This is a genomic window from Ulvibacterium sp. (assembly GCF_965228935.1).
Classification (GTDB): Bacteria; Bacteroidota; Bacteroidia; order Flavobacteriales; family Flavobacteriaceae; genus Ulvibacterium.
The window spans coordinates 3,747,714-3,766,941 of the sequence record NZ_OZ245846.1; the positions used below are offsets into that span (position 1 = coordinate 3,747,714).

Genomic DNA, 19,228 nt, shown 5'->3' on the forward strand with positions numbered 1-19,228 from the left:
GCTGAAGCTTTAGCGTAAGCATAGTCGAAGCACCAAACAATCAAGACCTAACATTTAACACTTACACTTGAATTTGAATCCAGTTTATTCCGAAGTTCCAAACTTCGCCTTACGGGTTGCAAACGGGCAGGAGTTTGAGGGCAGGGGAACAAGGATATTTAACTTAAATTGTGACCTATACTGTTTCTGAACTGATAAAAGTCATAGCGGTTCGATATCACCCATTTTATTTTTATAGTAGAATTATCGTCTTTAGGAATACGGCACTATAATTGTGGCCTATTTCATTTTGAAAATCAATAAATATTCTGCTATGAAACCTATTCGATTAGTATTAGTGATTTTATGTTTTAACACAATAGGCTGTGAAGATTCCAATGAACTGAATTTTTTCCAGATTAGAAATGAAAATGTAGTTTTTGTTGATGACGATCGATCCGTTTTTGAACAAGGAGATTATTTATGGTTTAATATTGATATTCCAACGGTGCAAACAGATAGAATTTCTGAAAAGGACATTGATATTTTTAAAATGACAAGGGCGGATGCAACATTTTTTGGATTTTCATTGTTTGAAGCGGATGGAGACAGTTTTACCCCTTTGCGCTTTGAAACCGATGAAATAATAATAGAAAAAGGTATCCTCAACGTTATTGATTATCGTGAACCTGCAAATACCGAATTACTTGGGGTTGCTGATTTCAATAATGGAACATATGGAATGAGGGCCGGAATCCCACTCAAAAGCAATGGTCAATTCTTCTTGGCAAATTCGCCTTCAGGTTCGGGGGGCCAAGACATGGGATTTAATCCCACAAATGGAAGTAATGCCCAAATAAGAATTTCTACGAAAATCAGAAATTCAGATTCGGAAGGTAGATACCATATCACCGTGAATTGAGATTTGCCGGCTGCATATTGGAACGTTTTGAAGTGACGGTAAATACCAAGGAATTATATCAGGAGTCCGTCAAACTTTCATCTGGAATACTACCATTCTTGATAGTTTCTCCAAAGATACGACATATACAAACCTCTGTTTACCTCTTTTAGAAATGATGAACCATAAGTCTATGTAAGGTAGCTTTATAACTACCGGATTTTTCCGCTTACGATTTCCTGCCCCTCATCGGTAAGTTCCCAATCGCCCTTTCCATCGGGTTTTACAAGCCCCAGGAGTACAAGTTTGTGTAGCCGGTTTTTTCGTTCCTGTTTGGGTATAAAGTCAAGTGACATGCTTCATTTTTTTATCGGGAAGCCTAAGATAACTTTTTTCCTACATTTGGACAATAGGTAATTTCGGAATATGCAAAATAAAATCTAAAGACCCTTTACAATGGACCGGTACATTATGGCAATGGAAATAGGATTAGCCCTTAAGGAAAGGGGAATCGGTTGTTTTGAACGGTTCGCTTGACCAAAAATGAAAATTGCAACCTTTTTCCATTTCATACCGATTTGGCAGTGTAAAGCTGTATTTTAAACGCCAATGAACACGTAATATGCAAATCCAAAAATGAACACCGAAACGTTTTTCTCATCTGAATTGGTTCTTGAAAACGAGTCAATTTTACTACGCCCATTATCCATTAACGATATTGATAAAATAGAATCTATAAGCTATACCAAAGAATTAGGGGAATTTGGGGCAAGAGTAAAAAACAGAAATGATTTAACGGCTTACTTCGACTACTGTCTAAATTCAAAAAAAGAAAAAGAACGCTACCCCTTATTAATTATGGGTAAGGAAGACAATAATCCAATTGGGGTAACCATGTTTGGAAACATTAGTTTTCCAAATAAAAGGTTGGAAATAGGATGGACATGGATTGGTGAAAAATTTCAAGGAACTGGTATTAATGCAATTTGCAAAAAACTGCTCCTAGATTATTGTTTTGACGCTTTAGACCTAAGAAGAGTAGAGTTTAAAATAGATATACACAACTTGAAGTCCCAAAAAGCAATAGAAAAGATTGGAGCCATTAAAGAAGGGCTTTTAAGAAATTACAACATTCAATCGTATGGGGAAAGTGAAGGAACTTATGTGTACAGTATTCTTAAGGAAGAATGGAAAAAACACTTATAATACCGGCACAATTTAAAAGGGTCTCAAGGTTTCTCAATATTTTGTGCCCGCGAAATATCCACTTAAACCTACTTCTTTGTTGAAGCGGATACGGATGATTTAATAGTGTGGATTTTGGAATGACCAACTAAAAAAACAGATGGGAAATACGAAATTATAAGTACGAAGTACCAAAAAATAAAATAACTTAAATCCGAAACCCGAAACCCGAAACCCGAAACCCGAAACCCGAAATCATCAACACTTACCAGTTAACATTTGACACTTGTACTTGAATTTGAGCTTTATTCTTGCAATTTGTTTTTGAAGCTCGGGATTTCTTTATGGAGTACCCTCCTTTAACCGATTTGGATAAAAAAAGCCCCCTTACAAAGAAGAGGGCCTATAACTGCTACGGCATAATAACAAACATTAATGAGAATCCGAGGGGTGCCACGGGACGGATCCCACTGTGGCAACCAGATTCAGAATTGAGCTCATCCAAAAAAACGGAAAAGCAAGAGAACGGTAGCAGCCAAAACTAATTTGGATAGATATCGCGAACACGTTTTGTCCAAAATCGAAAACATAAGTATTGCATTTATCCCATGGAAACTCCGGTGTGCGCCTTATTCGAAAGCAAATCCGGTTACTACCCTAAAAACGAAAGCATAAAATACCACGGCCAGCATCATAAAGCTAAACCAGGCGAATGCCCTAAAATAGTTCTCCACAATCCAGCTCCCCAGATCTCTGAAGGCGTCGATATAAATTTCCTTTAACAGTAAAAATGTCTTCATAGAAATAAGATTTGTGTGAACTACAAAACTGTCAAGAATTGGGGAGGGACGTTTGAGTTTTGGATAAATCGGAAAAAAATTAGGTAAATGGCGGCAAAGCAAAAGAACGACGAAAATGACTGCATTTCATCGATTGGCCTAGTATATATCGAATTGGACAAAAGACACATGAATGGGGGTAAACGGTAGTGAAGCCACATAAAATGTCCAAAATGCTTAAAAATCGGCCAAGTCGAATACGAGATGGAATTACGAAACTAGAAGTACGAAATACGAAATTAGAAGTATGAAGTACCAGAAAATAAAATAACTTAAACCCGTAACCCGTAACCCGTAACCCGTAACCCGTAACCCGTAACCTATAACCCGTAACCCGTAACCCGTAACCCGTAACCTAACATTTGAGTTTGAACTTGAACTTGAATTTGAGTTTGAACTTAACACATTGTAGTCCCCTTAAATCGAAAAAATGGGCCATAGAACCGTATTCGATGTACCCACTCCATTTTTATTGCGATATTCACAGATTACAAAAGATATTTCCATGAATGCACGATATATCCGTATCGATATCCCGGATCAGCAAATGGAGCATTGGTTGCACAATAAGTATTGTCACGAAAAGTTATATCTGGACATCTGTAATGGTTCGGTTCCATTTCATGAACGACCCAAGGGAAAGGAACTCCTGGAGGATAATAGTATTACCTATGTAAGTGTCCGTGCTATTGATAGGCTAGGGCGGAACCTCTTGGATATCCTAACCACCTTACAGCATTTTGATAACCGTGGTATCATTCTCAAAGTGGATGATTTGGGCCTCGAGTCCTTGGTAGTCGGGAAGCCTAACCCCACCTTTAAGCTTATTGTCAATGTCCTAGCCAACATAGCCCAAATGGAGCGCAGGAACCTACAGGAACGCCAAAGGGAAGGTATAGAACTGGCAAAAGCCAAAGGGGTTTATAAAGGCCGTAAAAAGGGTTCCAAGGAATCCAAGGAGGAGATCCTCGCCAAGTATACACATGTGATAAAACGTTTAAGGGAGGGGCATACCTTGCGTAACGCGAGCAAACTTTGCAATGTAAGTCTGGGAACCGTACAGAAAGTAAAGGCTTTGATCAAATAGCAAAAAGCCTTGTTGTTTGGCAACACTTCGCATAGTCTACCTATTCTGAGGACAGGATTATAATATATTTGAAGCTCCGTAAGATTTAGCTTCCTTAATTTTTGTAACAATTGCTTCTCGCCGTACTCTTTATGCCAAAGCATAAAGAATGATGGACACAAAAGAGAAACGCCTTTTTCTTCTTCGTGGAACCATGGTATTGGGGGCGATCATGATCGGTTTAAGCCCTTGGGATGGTTTGGGTCAAATTGGTGAGTTGTTTGGTGAAATTAAAATGTCCGATAGCCCGGAGACGGTCATGAAAAGTATGGAGAAGCTTTGTGGATCAATACAAAAAATAGAGGTTAACCCCGAGGAAATCACTTTTCCCTTGGCCCAATTCACGGAACAACATCTCGTATGTACGGATTGTAGTCGGTACGATTATTATCTTTTTGATAAAGTGGTCTTCACTTTTTCGGATGGCCGATTGAGTTTCGTATCGGCAAAAGGGGAGGGCGTTTCCAAGATTTCCGATATTGAGTTTTACAAAGGGTACAAATTTTATACGGGAAAGGACAATATGGTAATCAAAGAGAAGGAAAATGAAGCTTTTTTTCTTACGGAAGAGGGGTTACACACCAATCTATTCGCATGGAAAAATCCGTACTTAAATAACGTGACTGTTGCACCAAAGTATACGGCTTCGGCCGAGATCCCGGAGGTTTTCAAGTTTGGGGCATTGCTTCGGGAGTTAGAACCCCGGCTTGAGGAAATGACTACCCTTTTGGACAAAAGGGAATTTCCCAACGGCGAAACCCAGCTCAACTGTTTTGGAATGGAATATGCCGGTTTCCCTAGGAAGATAGAGGCTAAGTTCAACGTGGAAGGCAAGCTCTACCTGCTTTGGATCCTTACGGCGAAACAGGAGGAAAGTCGAGTAAAAAAGGCTCTGGTCAAGGCCTACGGAACTCCGATTTTTGTGAACGACACCTGGGAAGTGTTCCGTGATTGGCAAATAAGTCTTAGGAAGGACAAACCGGAAATACTGGTCGTATCCAAGGAGGGTACGGACAAACATAAAAAAGAAATCATGGAAAAATAAAGGGAAGGCAAAAATGGGTCTTTCCCTTTTGATTGTTGATGTGCAAGAGCTCCAATAACCGACTGCCAGGCCGATAGAAAGCACCAAATCCCAAATTTCAATTGGGATGAACTGTGGTCGTCCTCTTGAAATTTGGATTTTGGGATTTGGATTTTTGGACCGTCAGACTTGAGCTTGACGCTTTAATTTGAGTTTTCGCTGGATCTTAAGCATACTCTAACTCCTGCAGCTTGGAGAGCGCTTCCGATTTGGAATTGACGTCCAGTTTTAAATAAATGTTCTGTATGTGAAAGTTTACCGCGCTGGGGGTAACGAACAATTTTTCTGCAATGGTCTTGTAAGTGGCACCTTGGCAAAGATAATCGATGACCTGGTTTTCCCGTTCCGAGAAGTACTGCCTTGATTTTCTTTGGAACATGGCAATGATTTTTTTGGCAATGTCATTGCTCAAAGTTGCACCTTCGCGCTGTATGGCATCCAATGCATTGAACAGGCTTCTTTCATTCAATGGTTTGGTAACATAGCCATTGGCCCCATGTTTAAAGGCCTTCTTGATAAGCTCAAAGTCATTGTCGGCACTTAACATGATAATTTTCACCTCCGGGTCTTTTTGCCTAAATAGTTGAATGCTTTCTATTCCGCATCGGTCGGGCAATTCTATTTCCGAAAAGATAACATCCGGAAACAAGTGATTATATGCGTATAGGGCATCTTTTATGGTGGGGTAGACGCCCTTTAACGCATATTCCAGAAACGAGCCAAAGTAGGTTTCATAGGTGGTGTGAAATGATTGTTCATGGTCTATAACAATAATTTTTAGTGGGTCCTGGTTCATACTGATTTGGGTTTTGTGGCACACCCATAAACTTCGCGGAAGCCCGGGGTGGCCGTGGTTGTGGGGAAATTATGGTTGTAAATCTTAAATGCATCATATTTGATGGTATTATATCATAGCACAAGTAGATACGGCCCTATAATCCCTATGGATTGTAGGTAACGTCCATGACCACTTATGGTACGGACTTTCAGTTTATACGGCTAAAGCCTAAATGGAATAGTATCCCTCTTGCACTATAAGAATAAAAGTGCTTTGTGGTAAGCTGGGCTTAAAACATCTAAAAGGGGTAACCGATCGGCACCGGAATACTCTTTATAAAGACTTTGGGGTACGCTCTTGGTCTTGAGCAATGATCGGCGCTACTTTTTTGGCTGAAATTAAAATGTAGACGTGTTTTCATGTAGTGGGATTTGGGGTTAGACAATAGTTTTTAATGCTCTTATCTGATTTTAAACCTAGATAAAAAATTTTAAAAAAACATATCCCACGTGCGTATTTTCGTTCAAATGCACACTTTATAGACTTTTTCGTGCAGTTGGTCGATAAACCGACTGATCGGTTGGTAGACTTAAAGTAGTTACACTGAAAACGATTCTATGACATTGGGCTGGAACCAGCCTCTTGGAACAGTCACAAGATCGAGTAAAGAAATCGTATTCGGGGGTATACGTCTTTTTGTTATAATCCAAACGGCATGTATGGTATATATATTGTACCAAGGGATACAAAAAATGGGTAAGGGCCTAAATAGAAAATAGCGGGGACATGCCCCGCTATTTTTTTACCCAGTTTCCAACCACAAAAACTAGGACCCACTAATCATAATACTTTTATAAATCACTTTACTCTGAATATGAATTGTAAACAATGGCAGAATTGTTATCGGCTACTTCCATTATCCATTTCTCGTCCTGGTATTTTCCGTCCAAGTTGGATACGAAGGCCGTCCTTGCCTCGTCCTTGAAATTGAAATCGGCCAGGTATACATAGTGCAGCCCATTCTCCTTATTGTAAAAATGCCTGGCATCCAAGCCTTGGTCTTTTAAACGCTTCATAAAGGCATTTAAGTATTTCTTGTTCTTGTAAACATTGGCTATCACGTAGTAACCTGACTTTACGCCCACAACATCGGATTGATCCAATCTTTTAATGGGCAGTTCCTCATAATCCTTACGTTTTGCATTCTCCAAAACGGCAATGGGGTCGTTGTAATCCCTTGTAATCGTCTTTTTAACAGGGCTTGCCTTCTCCTTGCTTTTTAAGTTCTTTTTGACTTCGGTCTGGGTTTTTGTTACCGAAGCCAGTTGCGTATGTGCCGGGCTATTGGGTTCTGGTGAAAGGGCCTTGATACTATTTTTAACATCGTTTCGTAACAAGCGTACCATGGTCTCGAACCGTTTCTCGAAGGCCGCCGTACGGGCTGCTTCGATTGAATCCTGTCTAAGGATGAGCTCGTCCAGGATCAGGCGGTTTTCATAGGCCAGGGAGCCCGTATAATCCTCTTCCTTTATTTTTGTCTCGACCCTGTCCTTTTTGGCCATCTTCTTTTTCTTCGAAACCTGATCGGTCAATTCCTGTGTGTTCCTCCGGGCCAGTTTTTTGTTCTCCTCGATCAGTTGTAGGATCTGCTCTTCATAGTTTCTAACAATGCCATCGATCTTATGGTCTTCGGAGGCGTCTACAAGTCCCCCAAGACTTGTGGTACGATCTTGAAACGTATAGGCCAAGGATACTTCATGGTTCCAACCCAAATCCGTGTCTTGCGTTGTGATGTCCTTTTCCACCAAATAGCCCAGGGACATTTTTTTGTTCAGGTTTACCCCGAATCCCATAGCCAGCCCGTAGGTATTGTCATAGTTGGTCTGCAACCAGCCATAATTCGGTAAATCCAATAATAGGGAACCTACATAGGCCAAGCTTCCATCCGGGTTTTTGCCCAATTGTGCCAGGGGCATTAAACGGGCATCCTCAAATAATCCACGTGTTGCATCAAATGAATGCGTATATTGGAGCGAGGCCTTAAGGCTTTTATCGTTAAGACTGGTCAAAAAACTATTGGTGGTCTGATTGTAGCGCAACATGTCCGTTGCGTACAGGCCAAAATCGAACCTGCCTAGGGAAAGCGTGATTCCGGGCTGAATGGCCAGATTACTCTCTTTTCTGGACTCGTTGATCCGCTCATCCGATTCGGTGGCCACAACACGATTTTGGTCCAGTCCTTTGTTGAAATAGGTGATATTGGTACCAAAACTAAGTCTACTCTTTGGGCTCAATCGCACCGAGGTGGCGTAGTTGGCATTAAAACCGAACTCCTGTACCACACCTAACCATTGGGTATAAGCACTGATGCCCATTGCTGTATTCTCGTTTAATTTGTTGCTAAAACCAAGAAAGTAGTTCTGGCTATTGTCCTCAAAAGTGGCATATTGATTTCTGTGTAGCAAGTTTATGTAGGATTTGTTTTCCCTTACCAATGAGAATGTGGGGTTGATCAAAAATCGATTAAAAAATAATTGATTGTGATAGGTACTGCTAGAGCTTAAGGTGGATTCTTCTTCCTGACCGTAGGTCATATTACTGACCAATACAGCACAGAATATCGGAAGAAGCAAACCTATTTTGTTCCTAAAATTGATAATACGGCTCATCTTGGCAAATATTATGGTTGTGTTATCGGATAAGGTTCCGAAATACCTTTTTTGATTACTACGATCAGGGTTTGGGTAGTGGATCCCTAAAATCCGATCGCTTAATTACTATCCCCTATATATCTTAAAAATTGTTCGGGTGTTGGTATTCTCGTTGAACAGGATATATATTATAGGGGATAGCAGTGGTTTACAAATGATTTCTTATTACTCGTCCTCAAAGAGGGTAGAAGAGTAGTCGATATTGTTTTCGCTATACAAGGCCTCAAGAATATCATGTTCGCTTTTCAGATGAGATCTGTATTTTTTACGGTCATACGTAAAGGCGATACGTTGAATATTGTCCTTGTCCTTTCCGCGATTGGATACGACATAGCCTTGTCGGTCCCGAGTTGGAAGAACAATGGAAAAATCATCTTCCTTGCTATTGATATCGCTCCCCAGATTCACGGACCAATCTACTTTTTTTCTACTTACCTGTGCCATATGCAAGTCCAGGCCACCGTATCCGTTTCGTCCGTCTGAGGCAAAGAACAAAGTATTGCCGGCGGCCAAGTTCGGATACAGGTCGTTCTTTTTGGAATTCACCTTTTCCCCAAGGTTTTTGGCAACTCCAAATGTACCGTCCTTCTGTATGGTGGAAACGTAGATATCATACTTCCCAAACGTCCCAGGCATATTGGAGGCAAAGAACAAGCGCTTGCCATCCTCTGAAATAGCGGGGTGGGTAGCTGAGTACCGTTTTGGGCATAGTGCGACTTCCTTTACATTCTTCCATTGACCATTGATCTTTTCAGCCCTGTATATTTTCTGTATCTTTTCCTTTTTCGAGAAAATACCGTATTCGGGCTTGATCAGAACAGACTTGCTGAAGTAGGCGACAGTGCCATTGGCGGTTAGGGCTACGGGAGCCTTATAGCCGTTCGGATCATCTGTTTCATTGTCCAATAAAATGGTAAGGCTATGATCTATAGGCTTTTCGGCACTGGTGATAAGCTCACCATTAGGGCCGAATTCAAAATCCCAATATTTACTTGTGGAGGTATCCTCTAATTGATAATCTGCTTTTACGTCGGCTACCCAGTCAGTATTATCCGACCGATCTTTCGCTGCAATTCCAGTAGTTTTCTTTAGCGCGTGATGGTACCGTTTCTGATAACTGGTTTCAAGTTCACCATTCCTACTGATATCCTTCAGTTTAGTGTACCAAAATAGGGCGTTCTCATAATTCTCCGCCAAAAAATTGGCGTTTCCCAAGTCTTCGAAAATCGCTCGGTCATCATATCCCATTTTTTTCATTTCCAGATAACTGTCCAGTTGTTTGTATGTACTATACAGGTCTAGAACGTTGGAATTGGATCTGTTGGATTGTTGAGCGGATAGCGAACAACATAAGAAGAGTACAAGGCATCCGAAGATGAGGCTGTGGGTCGTGGTATTTTTCATAGTGGATCGATAAAGGGTTAATAATTATCGACAAAGTTCACAAATTGTCATGGCCCTTTACTTAACAAAAATTCATAGGTTTTGGGTACTTTACCCCCTGATTTTGTTAAAATCGAATCCGGAAAGCTACACTGTTTTTGTGTTGAAATACTATGAATATGACTGTAAATCAAACAGTTATAATTAATTTACAGTTGTTTTTGCGAAACCTCTAAAAGCATAGGTCAAAAAATCGACCTTGATTTCGGAAGTTTTGGATAGCTGCTTACTCTTCCACATTGATCAAAACGGCTTCACAACTTTTCAAGTCCGAATTGAGCACAATATTCTCGGAGTCCGTTCCGTCCAGTATTTCTATGGAAACCGTATTGGGAGGGAATTTGCCAAGGTTGTGGGCATAAAGGAAGAGGTCGTTGGGTTTGGAAGGGTCCAATTGCACCTCAAAGGTCTTTTTTCGATATTCCAAATAATATTCGGAGACCACCGCTTCCCCATTTAGATATATGGAAACGATATCGCCGTCCTTTCGTCCATGGTCCCAGAGATTTATTCGTATTTCTTTGCCTTTTACAGTCAGTTCTTTTACATAGGTCAGCTTTCGGCCTTCAAAAGTGTTGCGGACAACTGGTTTGGCCGGTTTTTCAACAGGTTTTGGCGCCACTCGTTTTGTTGGCCTGGGGGCTTTTTTAATGGTGAAAAATGCTGTGGCGTATTTAGCGATACTGTACTTATCGTCTGGGAAGAGTTCAATTCCGATAACCCTATAGTTGTCTCCCGCGGGCAAGCCTCTATGAAGTATAATTCCTTCCGCATATTCCGAATTTTCAAAAACACCGAGTTCTTGTACAACCATATCATCCTTGGATAAATAGAACTTTATGGTTTTGTCGCGTTCAATATTCCTTGTGGTCCATTTCAATGTCACCGTGTCCGCAGTAGTCCAGATCGTTTGGCTATGGGGATAGGTGATTTTGATGGCGGTTTTGGGCAGTTTGGACAAATCCGCTTTATGGGAAGCCCGAAACTCATGATTAGCATAGCCATTTGAAACAAACAATACGCCAATGCCGAAAACGAGAAGACATGTATTCCATGTAATACGGGAGTATTTAGTATAGGAAGATTTCACCTGAAGAATTTCTTGAATTTTTTTTTGATATAGAATTAACGAAAAAAAGAATGTTGTATTGTAAAAAACAGGCAATGTAGAGATAATTTTCTCATAATAATGCCATAAACCCGTTTATTCAAGCATTTTTAAAAGGTAAAGAGGTGATTCTAAATCAAAAGGAACACGATTATTGTACCTCCTTATTTATATTTTTACTAAACAGTCCTTGGCGGCCGACTTATAAACAGCTTCAACAACACGGATATCCCGCAGTCCCTCTTCCCCGGGAACGATCAAGGCAGTATTGTTTTTGATGGCAAGGGCGTCATCATCCATTTGTTTGGCTTGTTGATTTTCCAATGGAAAATTGATTTGCGTTCCATTGGACATTGAACCTTTATTACCACTATAAGAGGAATGGGGCTCCATTTTAACCCATCCTTTATCATAAACGATATTGAGATAGTTCATACGGATACCGAAACTGGTCTGGCATGCGGCCCTTGCCCCGCTTGGAAATTCCAATTGGAACATGGCGGTCTCTTCCACCTCGTGGTATATTTCGGGCCTGGTGGTAAAAGTCTGGGCCAGAACGGAAATGGGCTCTTCCCCTGTAGCGAGTCGCGCTCCCTGAATGGCGTACACGCCCATATCTCCCATAACACCACCTCCCAAGGCTTTTTTCTGTTTCCAGTGATTTGATCGCCCATCAAAGTAAGCTGCGACAGAAGTCACCATTTTTACAGGACCAAAGGGTTTCTCCTTGGCTACCTTCATGTAAGCTTGAATGTTCGGGTCATGCTGACACCGATAACCAATGGCCAGCTTCACCTTGTTATCGTTACAGGCTTTGATCATGGCTTTGCAATCGGCTACGGAAGGAGCCATAGGTTTTTCGCACCATACCTGTTTGCCTGCATTTGCGGCCCGTATCGTATATTCCGCATGCATGGAGGGTGGTAGCACAACGTAAACCACATCTATATCCTGGTTGTTGGCTATACCATCAAAGTTTTGATAGGAATATACGTTTTTATCCAGGATACCATACTTTTCTTGCCAAACAGGAATTTTTTCCGGACTCCCGGTAACAATACCCTTAAGTTCACAGTGTTGCGTCAATTGCAGCGCAGGAGCCAATACATCCGTACTGTAATATCCCAGGCCTACCAATGCTACGCCCAATTTCTTGTTTTGTAATCGTTTTGCGGATACCAATATATTAGGGGCCAAAACCGTTGCAGCGGCCGCTATACCTGTCTTTTGTAAAAACTCCCGTCGTTGTGTTTTCATATCTTCTCGATTTGGATTAAAAAGTACGACAAGAATTTGAAAAAATCAATCGTTACCGATAGGGTATTTAAAAAATTAAGACTACCGCGAAATACAGACCAGTAATCTCTTAAAATTGAAAAACCTGGATATAACTATAAAGATTCGTACACGAATTAGGGCGGAAGAATGGAATTAGTACAACTTTATAAGAAGTACAAAGAAGGCCCAAAGAATGCAGAATGTACAAAAAGTGTAGACCAAATACGTTGAAGCTGTTTTTTTGTCCATTGGATTGTAGGGTTTCCATAAAGAAACAATGGTAAGGGAGAAATGCAACCAGAAGCTCCGTGTAAAGCAAAGAATACTCGGTAAAAGGAAACAAAATCGATGAATGACCTATTTTATATCGAACCGGAAAAGCAATTATTCGGATGAATGGTACGAAAAAATCGATGAAATACAGTCGATTATAGGCCATGTTAGCCCATAACCTTTTTTAACGCCTTGCCAAAGACCTTTGTTTCCTCTAGGGTTCCGGTACTAATACGGGCCCATTTCAAAAAAGGAGGAAATGGCCTGCCGATCAAAACATTCTCTTTTTGCATGGCGGATATCAGATTTTGAATGGGATGGCCTGCCCTAAAAAAGACAAAATTGGTATGGGAGGGGGTATAATGGAGTCCTAGATCATTCAGTGTGTCATAGATATGCCTTTTGGCCTCCTCGGTTTTAAGTAGGCTAAATTTATAAAAATCGTCATCCCTTAATGCGGCCTTGGCGGCCTCTATGGCCAAAATGTTGGTATTGGCCATTACACTTGCCTTTAATCTAACGGCAATATCCGGTCTGGCGATAAGATAACCAACCCTAAGTCCAGCAAGGCCATAGACCTTGGAAAAGGTCTTGGATACGATTACATTTCGCCCTTTTTTGACCAAAGCGACCATGGAAGGGTACTCGGCCTGGGTAATAAAATCGTAATAGGCCTCATCAACGAACAGGGTGGTTTTGGTATCGAATGAAGTGCAAAAATCCACAAGTTTACTTCTCTCCAGTATGGTTCCCGTGGGATTATTGGGATTGCAGATAAAAATCAATTTGGTCTTTTGGTTCACCTTTTGGGCCATGCCATCCAAATCATGGACCATTTCTTCGTCCACGGGCACGCGATGTATACGGGCACCAAAAGTCTCGGCATAGTGCATCATAACATGGAAAGTGGGATCAGCCGCTATAATCTCTCCGTTACCGATACCATACGTAAGCCCGGCTGCTCGCAATCCTTCCGTGGAACCGCCCGTAATCACAACATGATCCTTGGTCACCCCTTCTTTTTTTGCAATCCCGTCCACGAGGCCGGACAATGCCCTAAAAGGATAACGACAGGCCTCGTCCAGGGAAGAACTGATTGTTTCCCGTATCCGTTTGGATGGCCCGTAGGGATTTTCGTTGGCATTAAGGCGAATCGTGCCATTTGGAGGAAAAGGCCTTTCGGGAAAATCCACGGCCCAACTATCCAATCCATTAAACAATGCGAAGCCGCCCGATAATCCAACGGTTTTCAACCAGTTTCTTCGGTCTAAGTTTCTCATAAGCCGTTCTTATGAGAAATAAGATACAAATAATAAATGAAGATTTGAGAGCCTCAAGGATTCGGCTCAATAACCTTTGGTATTATCAAAATGGATGGAAGGGTACAGGGTCGGATACCAATTTATACTTGAAACTCCTCGTTGCTCCCGTCCTCATTTTTCAAGGACTTCATGGGAAAAACGTCCTTAAGGATGTACGCTCCCACAATGGCAATACCTCCCGCAAAAAGCGTCATGGCATAGTCCCAATTCAATATTTTCAACAAGCTACCACATATAATGGCCAAGGTGCCCACTACCATGGCGCAGTTCCATAAAATTTGGGATAAACTGTTTTTGGCTTTTCTATCCTCGTCCAGGAAGTAGGCGGTTCCCTCCATAACGAACCAGGTGAGAAAGGAAACGGCTATGATTACCTGGAAGACTATGGTGTACGGGAAATCCAATATCCTAAAGATGCCGTTGGTAGTCCAAAAGACCACTAGAATCAGTTTAACGTAATCAATGAATCGCTTTTCCGTTTTTTTCCAAAAACGTATGGTATACAAAACACCGATGGCCCCAAAAGCAAGGAGCATAATTTCCGAGGCATACGGCCATTGAAGCACTTGGGCCAACATACCTAGAAGTAAGATGGCAATGGACACCCTTATGGGTGTTTTTAAAACTCTGTGGGATACTGACATGAAATCTGTCTTTAGGTTATATAACTTTTACATTTGCTTTTAATCCCTCCATAATACCTATGATGTTGTCGACGGTCTCTTTCAAATAATGTCGGATCAATACATGGGGTATACGGATAGTGGTAAAACCGTTCTTGAAGGAGTGCATGGTTTCTTCCAGGTCGTTTATGGCCTGTTCATGGGTCATCATATGATATTCCGTATCTATTTCAATATTCAACTTCACTCTGGAAATGGCTATATCTATTGATTTTTTTCCGTCCCACCATTCCAGCATGGCGGTTACACCAGCTTCCTTTAATCCGTAATACAATTGAATCGCTTCCAATGGTGTTCCCTTTTTTTTCATCAGTTTTTCCATACGCGCTAGATGCTGGGGACATAATTCTACACCTAGGGATTCCATGGAATTTCTATGCTCTTGATAGCCCAGTTCCTTCTTACATTCCAAACATATCATTTAAGTAGGTCAATTTTTTTGTACCGATAGGGATCGGAACAAGTTGATTTGTGATACTAATAACCGGGTAATTTTAGGAATAGTATGTAACATCGATGTATGACACCTTGTTTTTAGATGAACTGCAATTTTTTAGATGAACTGCATTGAAAAATGTTAAAACCGTTGTGAAATTATTGCCCTGCCAGGAATAACTTAAATCTTTACCGCTTATATTTATTAAAACTATCGTATTGCTGAAAATATGTTTAAAAAAGTAGGCCCGGGAGTTTTGATAGCGGCAGCCTTTATAGGGCCGGGCACCATTACGACCTGTACATTGGCCGGAGTAGAATTTGGTTACGCTCTTTTGTGGGCCATGGTGTTATCCATCACCGCTACCGTGGTACTACAGGAAATGTCCGCTCGTTTGGGAATTATCACCCAAAATGGTCTGGCTGAAGTAATCCGTTCAGAAATCAGGTCCCCGTTTTTGCGGAAGCTGATTATCGGAATCATACTTGTGGCCATAGTCATAGGCAATGCAGCCTATGAAGGAGGTAATATAGGTGGTGGTGTTTTAGGGCTTGAAGCGATTTTTGGCCCCAAAGGAACGGACTACTATCCCTTTAGTATAGGGATTCTTGCGTTCCTTTTACTTTATCTAGGCAATTATAGGACTTTGGAGAAAGTATTTGTCTCTTTGGTTATCGTCATGAGCTTCTCTTTCCTGATTACGGCTTGGATTACCAAACCGGATTTCAAGGCAATATTAGAAGGAATCCTTGTTCCTACCTTACCCCAAGAAAGTGTCTTAATGGTAGTGGCTTTGGTGGGAACCACCGTGGTTCCCTATAATCTTTTTCTTCATGCCTCTTTGGTAAGTGAAAAATGGAAAACAACGGACGATTTGAAATGGGCCCGTTGGGATACTTTTTTTTCTTTGACGTTGGGCGGACTTGTTTCAATGGCTATAATCATTACGGCCGCCGCTATTCCTGGGGGGACAGTTTCCGGGGTACTCGATTTGGCCAAAGGGCTGGAGCCTCTTTACGGAAATGCAGCACGATATTGCATGGGCGTTGGATTATTCGCGGCAGGGGTAACTTCGGCCATAACAGCCCCTTTGGCGGCGGCCTATGTGGCAAATAGTTGCTTTGGATGGAAAGCCGGATTGCAGGATTACAGATTCCGATCGGTTTGGATAATTATTTTGATTCTTGGGGTTTTGGTTATGTCCTTGGGGATAAAACCCATAGAAATTATCAAGTTCGCACAAATAGCCAATGGTATTTTATTACCGTTCACGGCTATTTTTTTGTTGTGGGCGGTAAACCGGTCGACCCTAATGGGAAGGCATCGGAACGGGACATTGGCGAATGTTGTAGGGGTTATTATCATTGCCCTTGCAATTTTTCTAGGGGTCAAGGGCATTTTAAAGGTTTTCAATTTGTTTTAGATGGATAAGATCGATATCAATTGCGATGTAGGGGAAGGGATAGGAAACGAAGGGGAACTATTTCCTTTTATTTCTTCCTGCAATATTGCCTGTGGAGGACATGCCGGAAGTAAACGGACCATGATAGAAACCACACAATTGGCCAAGCAGTGGGGCGTGAGGATCGGGGCACATCCTTCCTATCCGGACAAAGAGAATTTTGGAAGGGTTTCCATGGATATTGCCGAAAATCTATTAATCGAGACCATCCAGGAACAAATTGAAAGCCTGGCGGCTATCCTAACAGAAGAAGGATTGGATTTACACCATATAAAGTTACATGGGGCGCTGTACAATGATGTAGCCAGGGACAACAACCTTGCCCTAACAGTATTGGAAGCATTGGAAAAGCACAAACCCGAAATACCTATTTATGTGCCTTACGCTTCGGCCATGGCCACAGAAGCCATAAATCAGGGATTTTCCATACTATATGAAGCTTTTGGAGATCGAAGATACCGAAGCGACCTAAGTCTGGTTCCAAGAAGTTTGCCCGAGGCCGTCATTAAAGACCCAAAGGAGGTACTGCAACAAGTAGTCTCCATTGTAAAGAGCGGAAAGGTAAAACTATCTAATGAAGATTCAACCAATATTTTGGCGGATACCATATGTATTCATGGCGATAACCCTTTTGCTTTACAAATTGTATCGTATCTTTCCCAAGAATTACCAAACCACAACATCCAACTAAAAAAGTGACCCACTATCCAATCTCCATACGACCTTTTGGCGTACATGCCGTTTTAATAGAATGGCCCGATGAAGTGAACGAGGCCATCCTGGAAAATATTCTACAATTTCAAAACCATCTCAAGGTGAACCATTTAGATGAAGAGGAATGGGAGATGATTCCGGCGTATAATTCACTGACCCTAATTTACAGAAAGGCACCGATCCATTTCTCGGAATTTGAAGAACAATTAAAAACGTGGTATGCCCAATTGGAAGAAACATCCTTGCCCCAAAGATACATTTGGCGACTTCCGGTTTGTTACGACCTGGAATTTGGTATAGATCTAAAGAGTGTTTCGGAAAAATTGGAAAAGGATGTAGAAGAAATCATAAATCTACATACAAGTTATACTTATACGGTGTATGGAATAGGGTTTTTACCTGGATTTATGTATCTGGGCGGTTTACCGCCATCATTGGAAGTCCCTAGAAGGGCGGAACCTAGGCTTAAGGTAAAAAAAGGCTCGGTTGGTCTGGCAGCTAAACAAACCGGGATCTATCCGCAGGAATCCCCAGGGGGGTGGAATATTATCGGAAGCTGTTCAGTGCCAATGTTCGATCCTAAAAAGAAAGACCCCTGTTTTGTCAACGTAGGGGATAAGGTGCAATTCTACTCCATTACTAAAGCGGAATACGATTTGTTCAAAATCGAGGGAGAAGTGGGCATTTATAAATTGGAAAAAACCAAATGGGATGCTTAAAGTATTAAAGTCAGGTCTGTTTACAACCATTCAGGATGCGGGAAGGTTTGGATACCTGAACAAAGGAGTGCCCGTTGCCGGTTTTATGGATACAGCTTCCGCCCATAAGGTCAACCAGCTTTTGGAGAATAATGTGAATTCTGCGATAATGGAGATTACGATGACGGGGCCTACCTTGGAATTTGATAAACCCACGTTTATATGTATTGGAGGTGCAAAGCATTCCGTGACCTTGAACAATAATCCTATTGGACACTTCAAAGTACATAAAGTCTTACCGGGTGACGTCTTGTCCTATGGTAAACTGGAAAAGGGTTTTCGAAGTTATCTGGCCGTCAAAAATGGTTTCAGGACAGATAAAATATTAGGAAGCCATTCCATGTATGCGCCAGTGACGCCCAAGAGCCATTTGGAGGACAACGAGACCATTCCATATGATAGCTGTGAAGTGTTTTCCCCTAAGATCGTTGAATTAAAGGTCGATTCCGTTTTGGACAATAAGGTATTGGCCGTTTCCAAGGGGCCTGAATATGGGCTTTTGGTCGATAAGCAGTTGGAAGCCTTGTTTTTTAAGGAGTTTACTGTAGCTAACGAAAACGATCGTATGGCCTATCAGCTAGTGGAACATATAGCAGGGCATAAGGTAAGCATGCTGACCTCTGCCACCTTGCCGGGAACGGTACAGCTTACGCCATCCGGGAAGATCATGATATTGATGAAGGACGGCCAAACGACCGGGGGGTATCCTAGAATATTTCAACTTTCGGACCATGCCATCTCTATTTTGGCCCAAAAGAAATTTGGTGACACGATTACATTTAAATTGGGCTAATGTTTTCGATTCCCTAAAAATAAAGTTGAAAGGCAAGTTTTGTCACTATCTTTTTTTTATGTAATATTGGGGCATGGATAAAAATCCTAATATAAATCATGTGGTTCTTGTCGTCTGCCTAGGTGGATGATACGGATTTGCATTGTTTGATGGAAAGCCTGTATCGAATACGATTTGATACAGGCTTTTTCTTTGATAAGAGCGCATGAGGTGCGGATTGCGAACCCTATAGTTTCTATTGAATATGATATGGATTAATGACCTATTTATCTGATTATTAGAGTTATAAATAAATATTATGGTAATTGGATTTAGACCAATCTTTTTTGTTAAAAAAATGCGGTAGAGGAAAGAT

Annotated in this window: 18 protein-coding genes; 8 read left to right on the forward strand and 10 right to left on the reverse strand. The window is 41.4% G+C overall.

The window, feature by feature from the left end; translation table 11 throughout:
• Positions 1-313 precede the first annotated feature (313 nt).
• Positions 314-901, forward strand: coding sequence for a hypothetical protein (locus ACO06Y_RS15915; protein WP_422079982.1), 588 nt, complete (start codon positions 314-316; stop codon positions 899-901).
• 191 nt (positions 902-1,092) lie between these two features.
• Here the strand turns inward: ACO06Y_RS15915 and ACO06Y_RS15920 are convergent, their stop codons facing one another.
• Positions 1,093-1,236: a hypothetical protein gene (locus ACO06Y_RS15920; RefSeq protein WP_422079983.1), complete on the reverse strand. Its 144-nt coding sequence runs from the start codon at positions 1,234-1,236 to the stop codon at positions 1,093-1,095.
• A 280-nt stretch (positions 1,237-1,516) separates the two neighbouring features.
• On the opposite strand from ACO06Y_RS15920, the gene ACO06Y_RS15925 reads away from it, so the two are divergent.
• Positions 1,517-2,086 (forward strand): GNAT family N-acetyltransferase, encoded by a 570-nt coding sequence (locus ACO06Y_RS15925; protein ID WP_422079984.1) that lies wholly within the window; start codon positions 1,517-1,519, stop codon positions 2,084-2,086.
• 608 nt (positions 2,087-2,694) lie between these two features.
• Here the strand turns inward: ACO06Y_RS15925 and ACO06Y_RS15930 are convergent.
• Positions 2,695-2,865: a DUF6747 family protein gene (locus ACO06Y_RS15930; protein WP_422079985.1), complete on the reverse strand. Its 171-nt coding sequence runs from the start codon at positions 2,863-2,865 to the stop codon at positions 2,695-2,697.
• A gap of 469 nt (positions 2,866-3,334) precedes the next feature.
• On the opposite strand from ACO06Y_RS15930, the gene ACO06Y_RS15935 reads away from it, so the two are divergent.
• Positions 3,335-3,991 carry a recombinase family protein gene (locus ACO06Y_RS15935; RefSeq protein ID WP_422079986.1) on the forward strand — a complete coding sequence of 219 codons (657 nt, stop codon included), beginning with the start codon at positions 3,335-3,337 and terminating at the stop codon, positions 3,989-3,991.
• A 148-nt stretch (positions 3,992-4,139) separates the two neighbouring features.
• A complete protein-coding gene (locus ACO06Y_RS15940) occupies positions 4,140-5,075 on the forward strand; it encodes a hypothetical protein (protein WP_422079987.1) in 936 nt (311 codons plus the stop codon).
• Positions 5,076-5,280: 205 nt separating this feature from the next.
• Here the strand turns inward: ACO06Y_RS15940 and ACO06Y_RS15945 are convergent, their stop codons facing one another.
• The 8 genes from ACO06Y_RS15945 to ACO06Y_RS15980 all read right to left on the reverse strand — a co-directional run bounded on the left by ACO06Y_RS15945 (position 5,281) and on the right by ACO06Y_RS15980 (position 15,131).
• Complete coding sequence (locus ACO06Y_RS15945; protein WP_422079988.1) at positions 5,281-5,910, reverse strand: response regulator; 630 nt, start codon at positions 5,908-5,910, stop codon at positions 5,281-5,283.
• 845 nt (positions 5,911-6,755) lie between these two features.
• Positions 6,756-8,561: a PorP/SprF family type IX secretion system membrane protein gene (locus ACO06Y_RS15950; protein ID WP_422079989.1), complete on the reverse strand. Its 1,806-nt coding sequence runs from the start codon at positions 8,559-8,561 to the stop codon at positions 6,756-6,758.
• Positions 8,562-8,768: 207 nt separating this feature from the next.
• Complete coding sequence (locus ACO06Y_RS15955) at positions 8,769-10,007, reverse strand: cell envelope biogenesis protein OmpA (protein WP_422079990.1); 1,239 nt, start codon at positions 10,005-10,007, stop codon at positions 8,769-8,771.
• 265 nt (positions 10,008-10,272) lie between these two features.
• Positions 10,273-11,136, reverse strand: coding sequence for a hypothetical protein (locus ACO06Y_RS15960; protein WP_422079991.1), 864 nt, complete (start codon positions 11,134-11,136; stop codon positions 10,273-10,275).
• 186 nt (positions 11,137-11,322) lie between these two features.
• Complete coding sequence (locus ACO06Y_RS15965) at positions 11,323-12,411, reverse strand: Gfo/Idh/MocA family protein (protein WP_422079992.1); 1,089 nt, start codon at positions 12,409-12,411, stop codon at positions 11,323-11,325.
• A 461-nt stretch (positions 12,412-12,872) separates the two neighbouring features.
• On the reverse strand, positions 12,873-13,985 hold the full coding sequence (locus tag ACO06Y_RS15970) for a pyridoxal phosphate-dependent aminotransferase (protein ID WP_422079993.1): 1,113 nt from the start codon (positions 13,983-13,985) through the stop codon (positions 12,873-12,875).
• A gap of 122 nt (positions 13,986-14,107) precedes the next feature.
• Positions 14,108-14,671, reverse strand: coding sequence for a hypothetical protein (locus tag ACO06Y_RS15975; RefSeq protein WP_422079994.1), 564 nt, complete (start codon positions 14,669-14,671; stop codon positions 14,108-14,110).
• 16 nt (positions 14,672-14,687) lie between these two features.
• Positions 14,688-15,131, reverse strand: a complete 444-nt coding sequence (locus ACO06Y_RS15980) for a hypothetical protein (RefSeq protein WP_422079995.1) — start codon at positions 15,129-15,131, stop codon at positions 14,688-14,690.
• 244 nt (positions 15,132-15,375) lie between these two features.
• Here ACO06Y_RS15980 and ACO06Y_RS15985 point away from each other — a divergent pair, with 244 nt between their 5' ends.
• The 4 genes from ACO06Y_RS15985 to ACO06Y_RS16000 are packed head-to-tail and all read left to right on the forward strand — an operon-like array spanning position 15,376 to position 18,873.
• A complete protein-coding gene (locus ACO06Y_RS15985; protein WP_422079996.1) occupies positions 15,376-16,569 on the forward strand; it encodes an Nramp family divalent metal transporter in 1,194 nt (397 codons plus the stop codon).
• Complete coding sequence (pxpA, locus tag ACO06Y_RS15990; RefSeq protein ID WP_422079997.1) at positions 16,570-17,307, forward strand: 5-oxoprolinase subunit PxpA; 738 nt, start codon at positions 16,570-16,572, stop codon at positions 17,305-17,307. It begins immediately after the preceding gene.
• The gene (gene pxpB / locus ACO06Y_RS15995; RefSeq protein ID WP_422079998.1) at positions 17,304-18,041 is read left to right on the forward strand and encodes a 5-oxoprolinase subunit PxpB; all 738 of its coding nucleotides are present in this window, start codon (positions 17,304-17,306) and stop codon (positions 18,039-18,041) included. The genes pxpA and pxpB overlap by 4 nt, the downstream gene beginning before the upstream one ends.
• Positions 18,034-18,873: a biotin-dependent carboxyltransferase family protein gene (locus ACO06Y_RS16000; protein WP_422079999.1), complete on the forward strand. Its 840-nt coding sequence runs from the start codon at positions 18,034-18,036 to the stop codon at positions 18,871-18,873. Before pxpB ends, ACO06Y_RS16000 begins: the two co-directional genes overlap by 8 nt.
• The last annotated feature ends 355 nt before the right edge of the window (positions 18,874-19,228 follow it).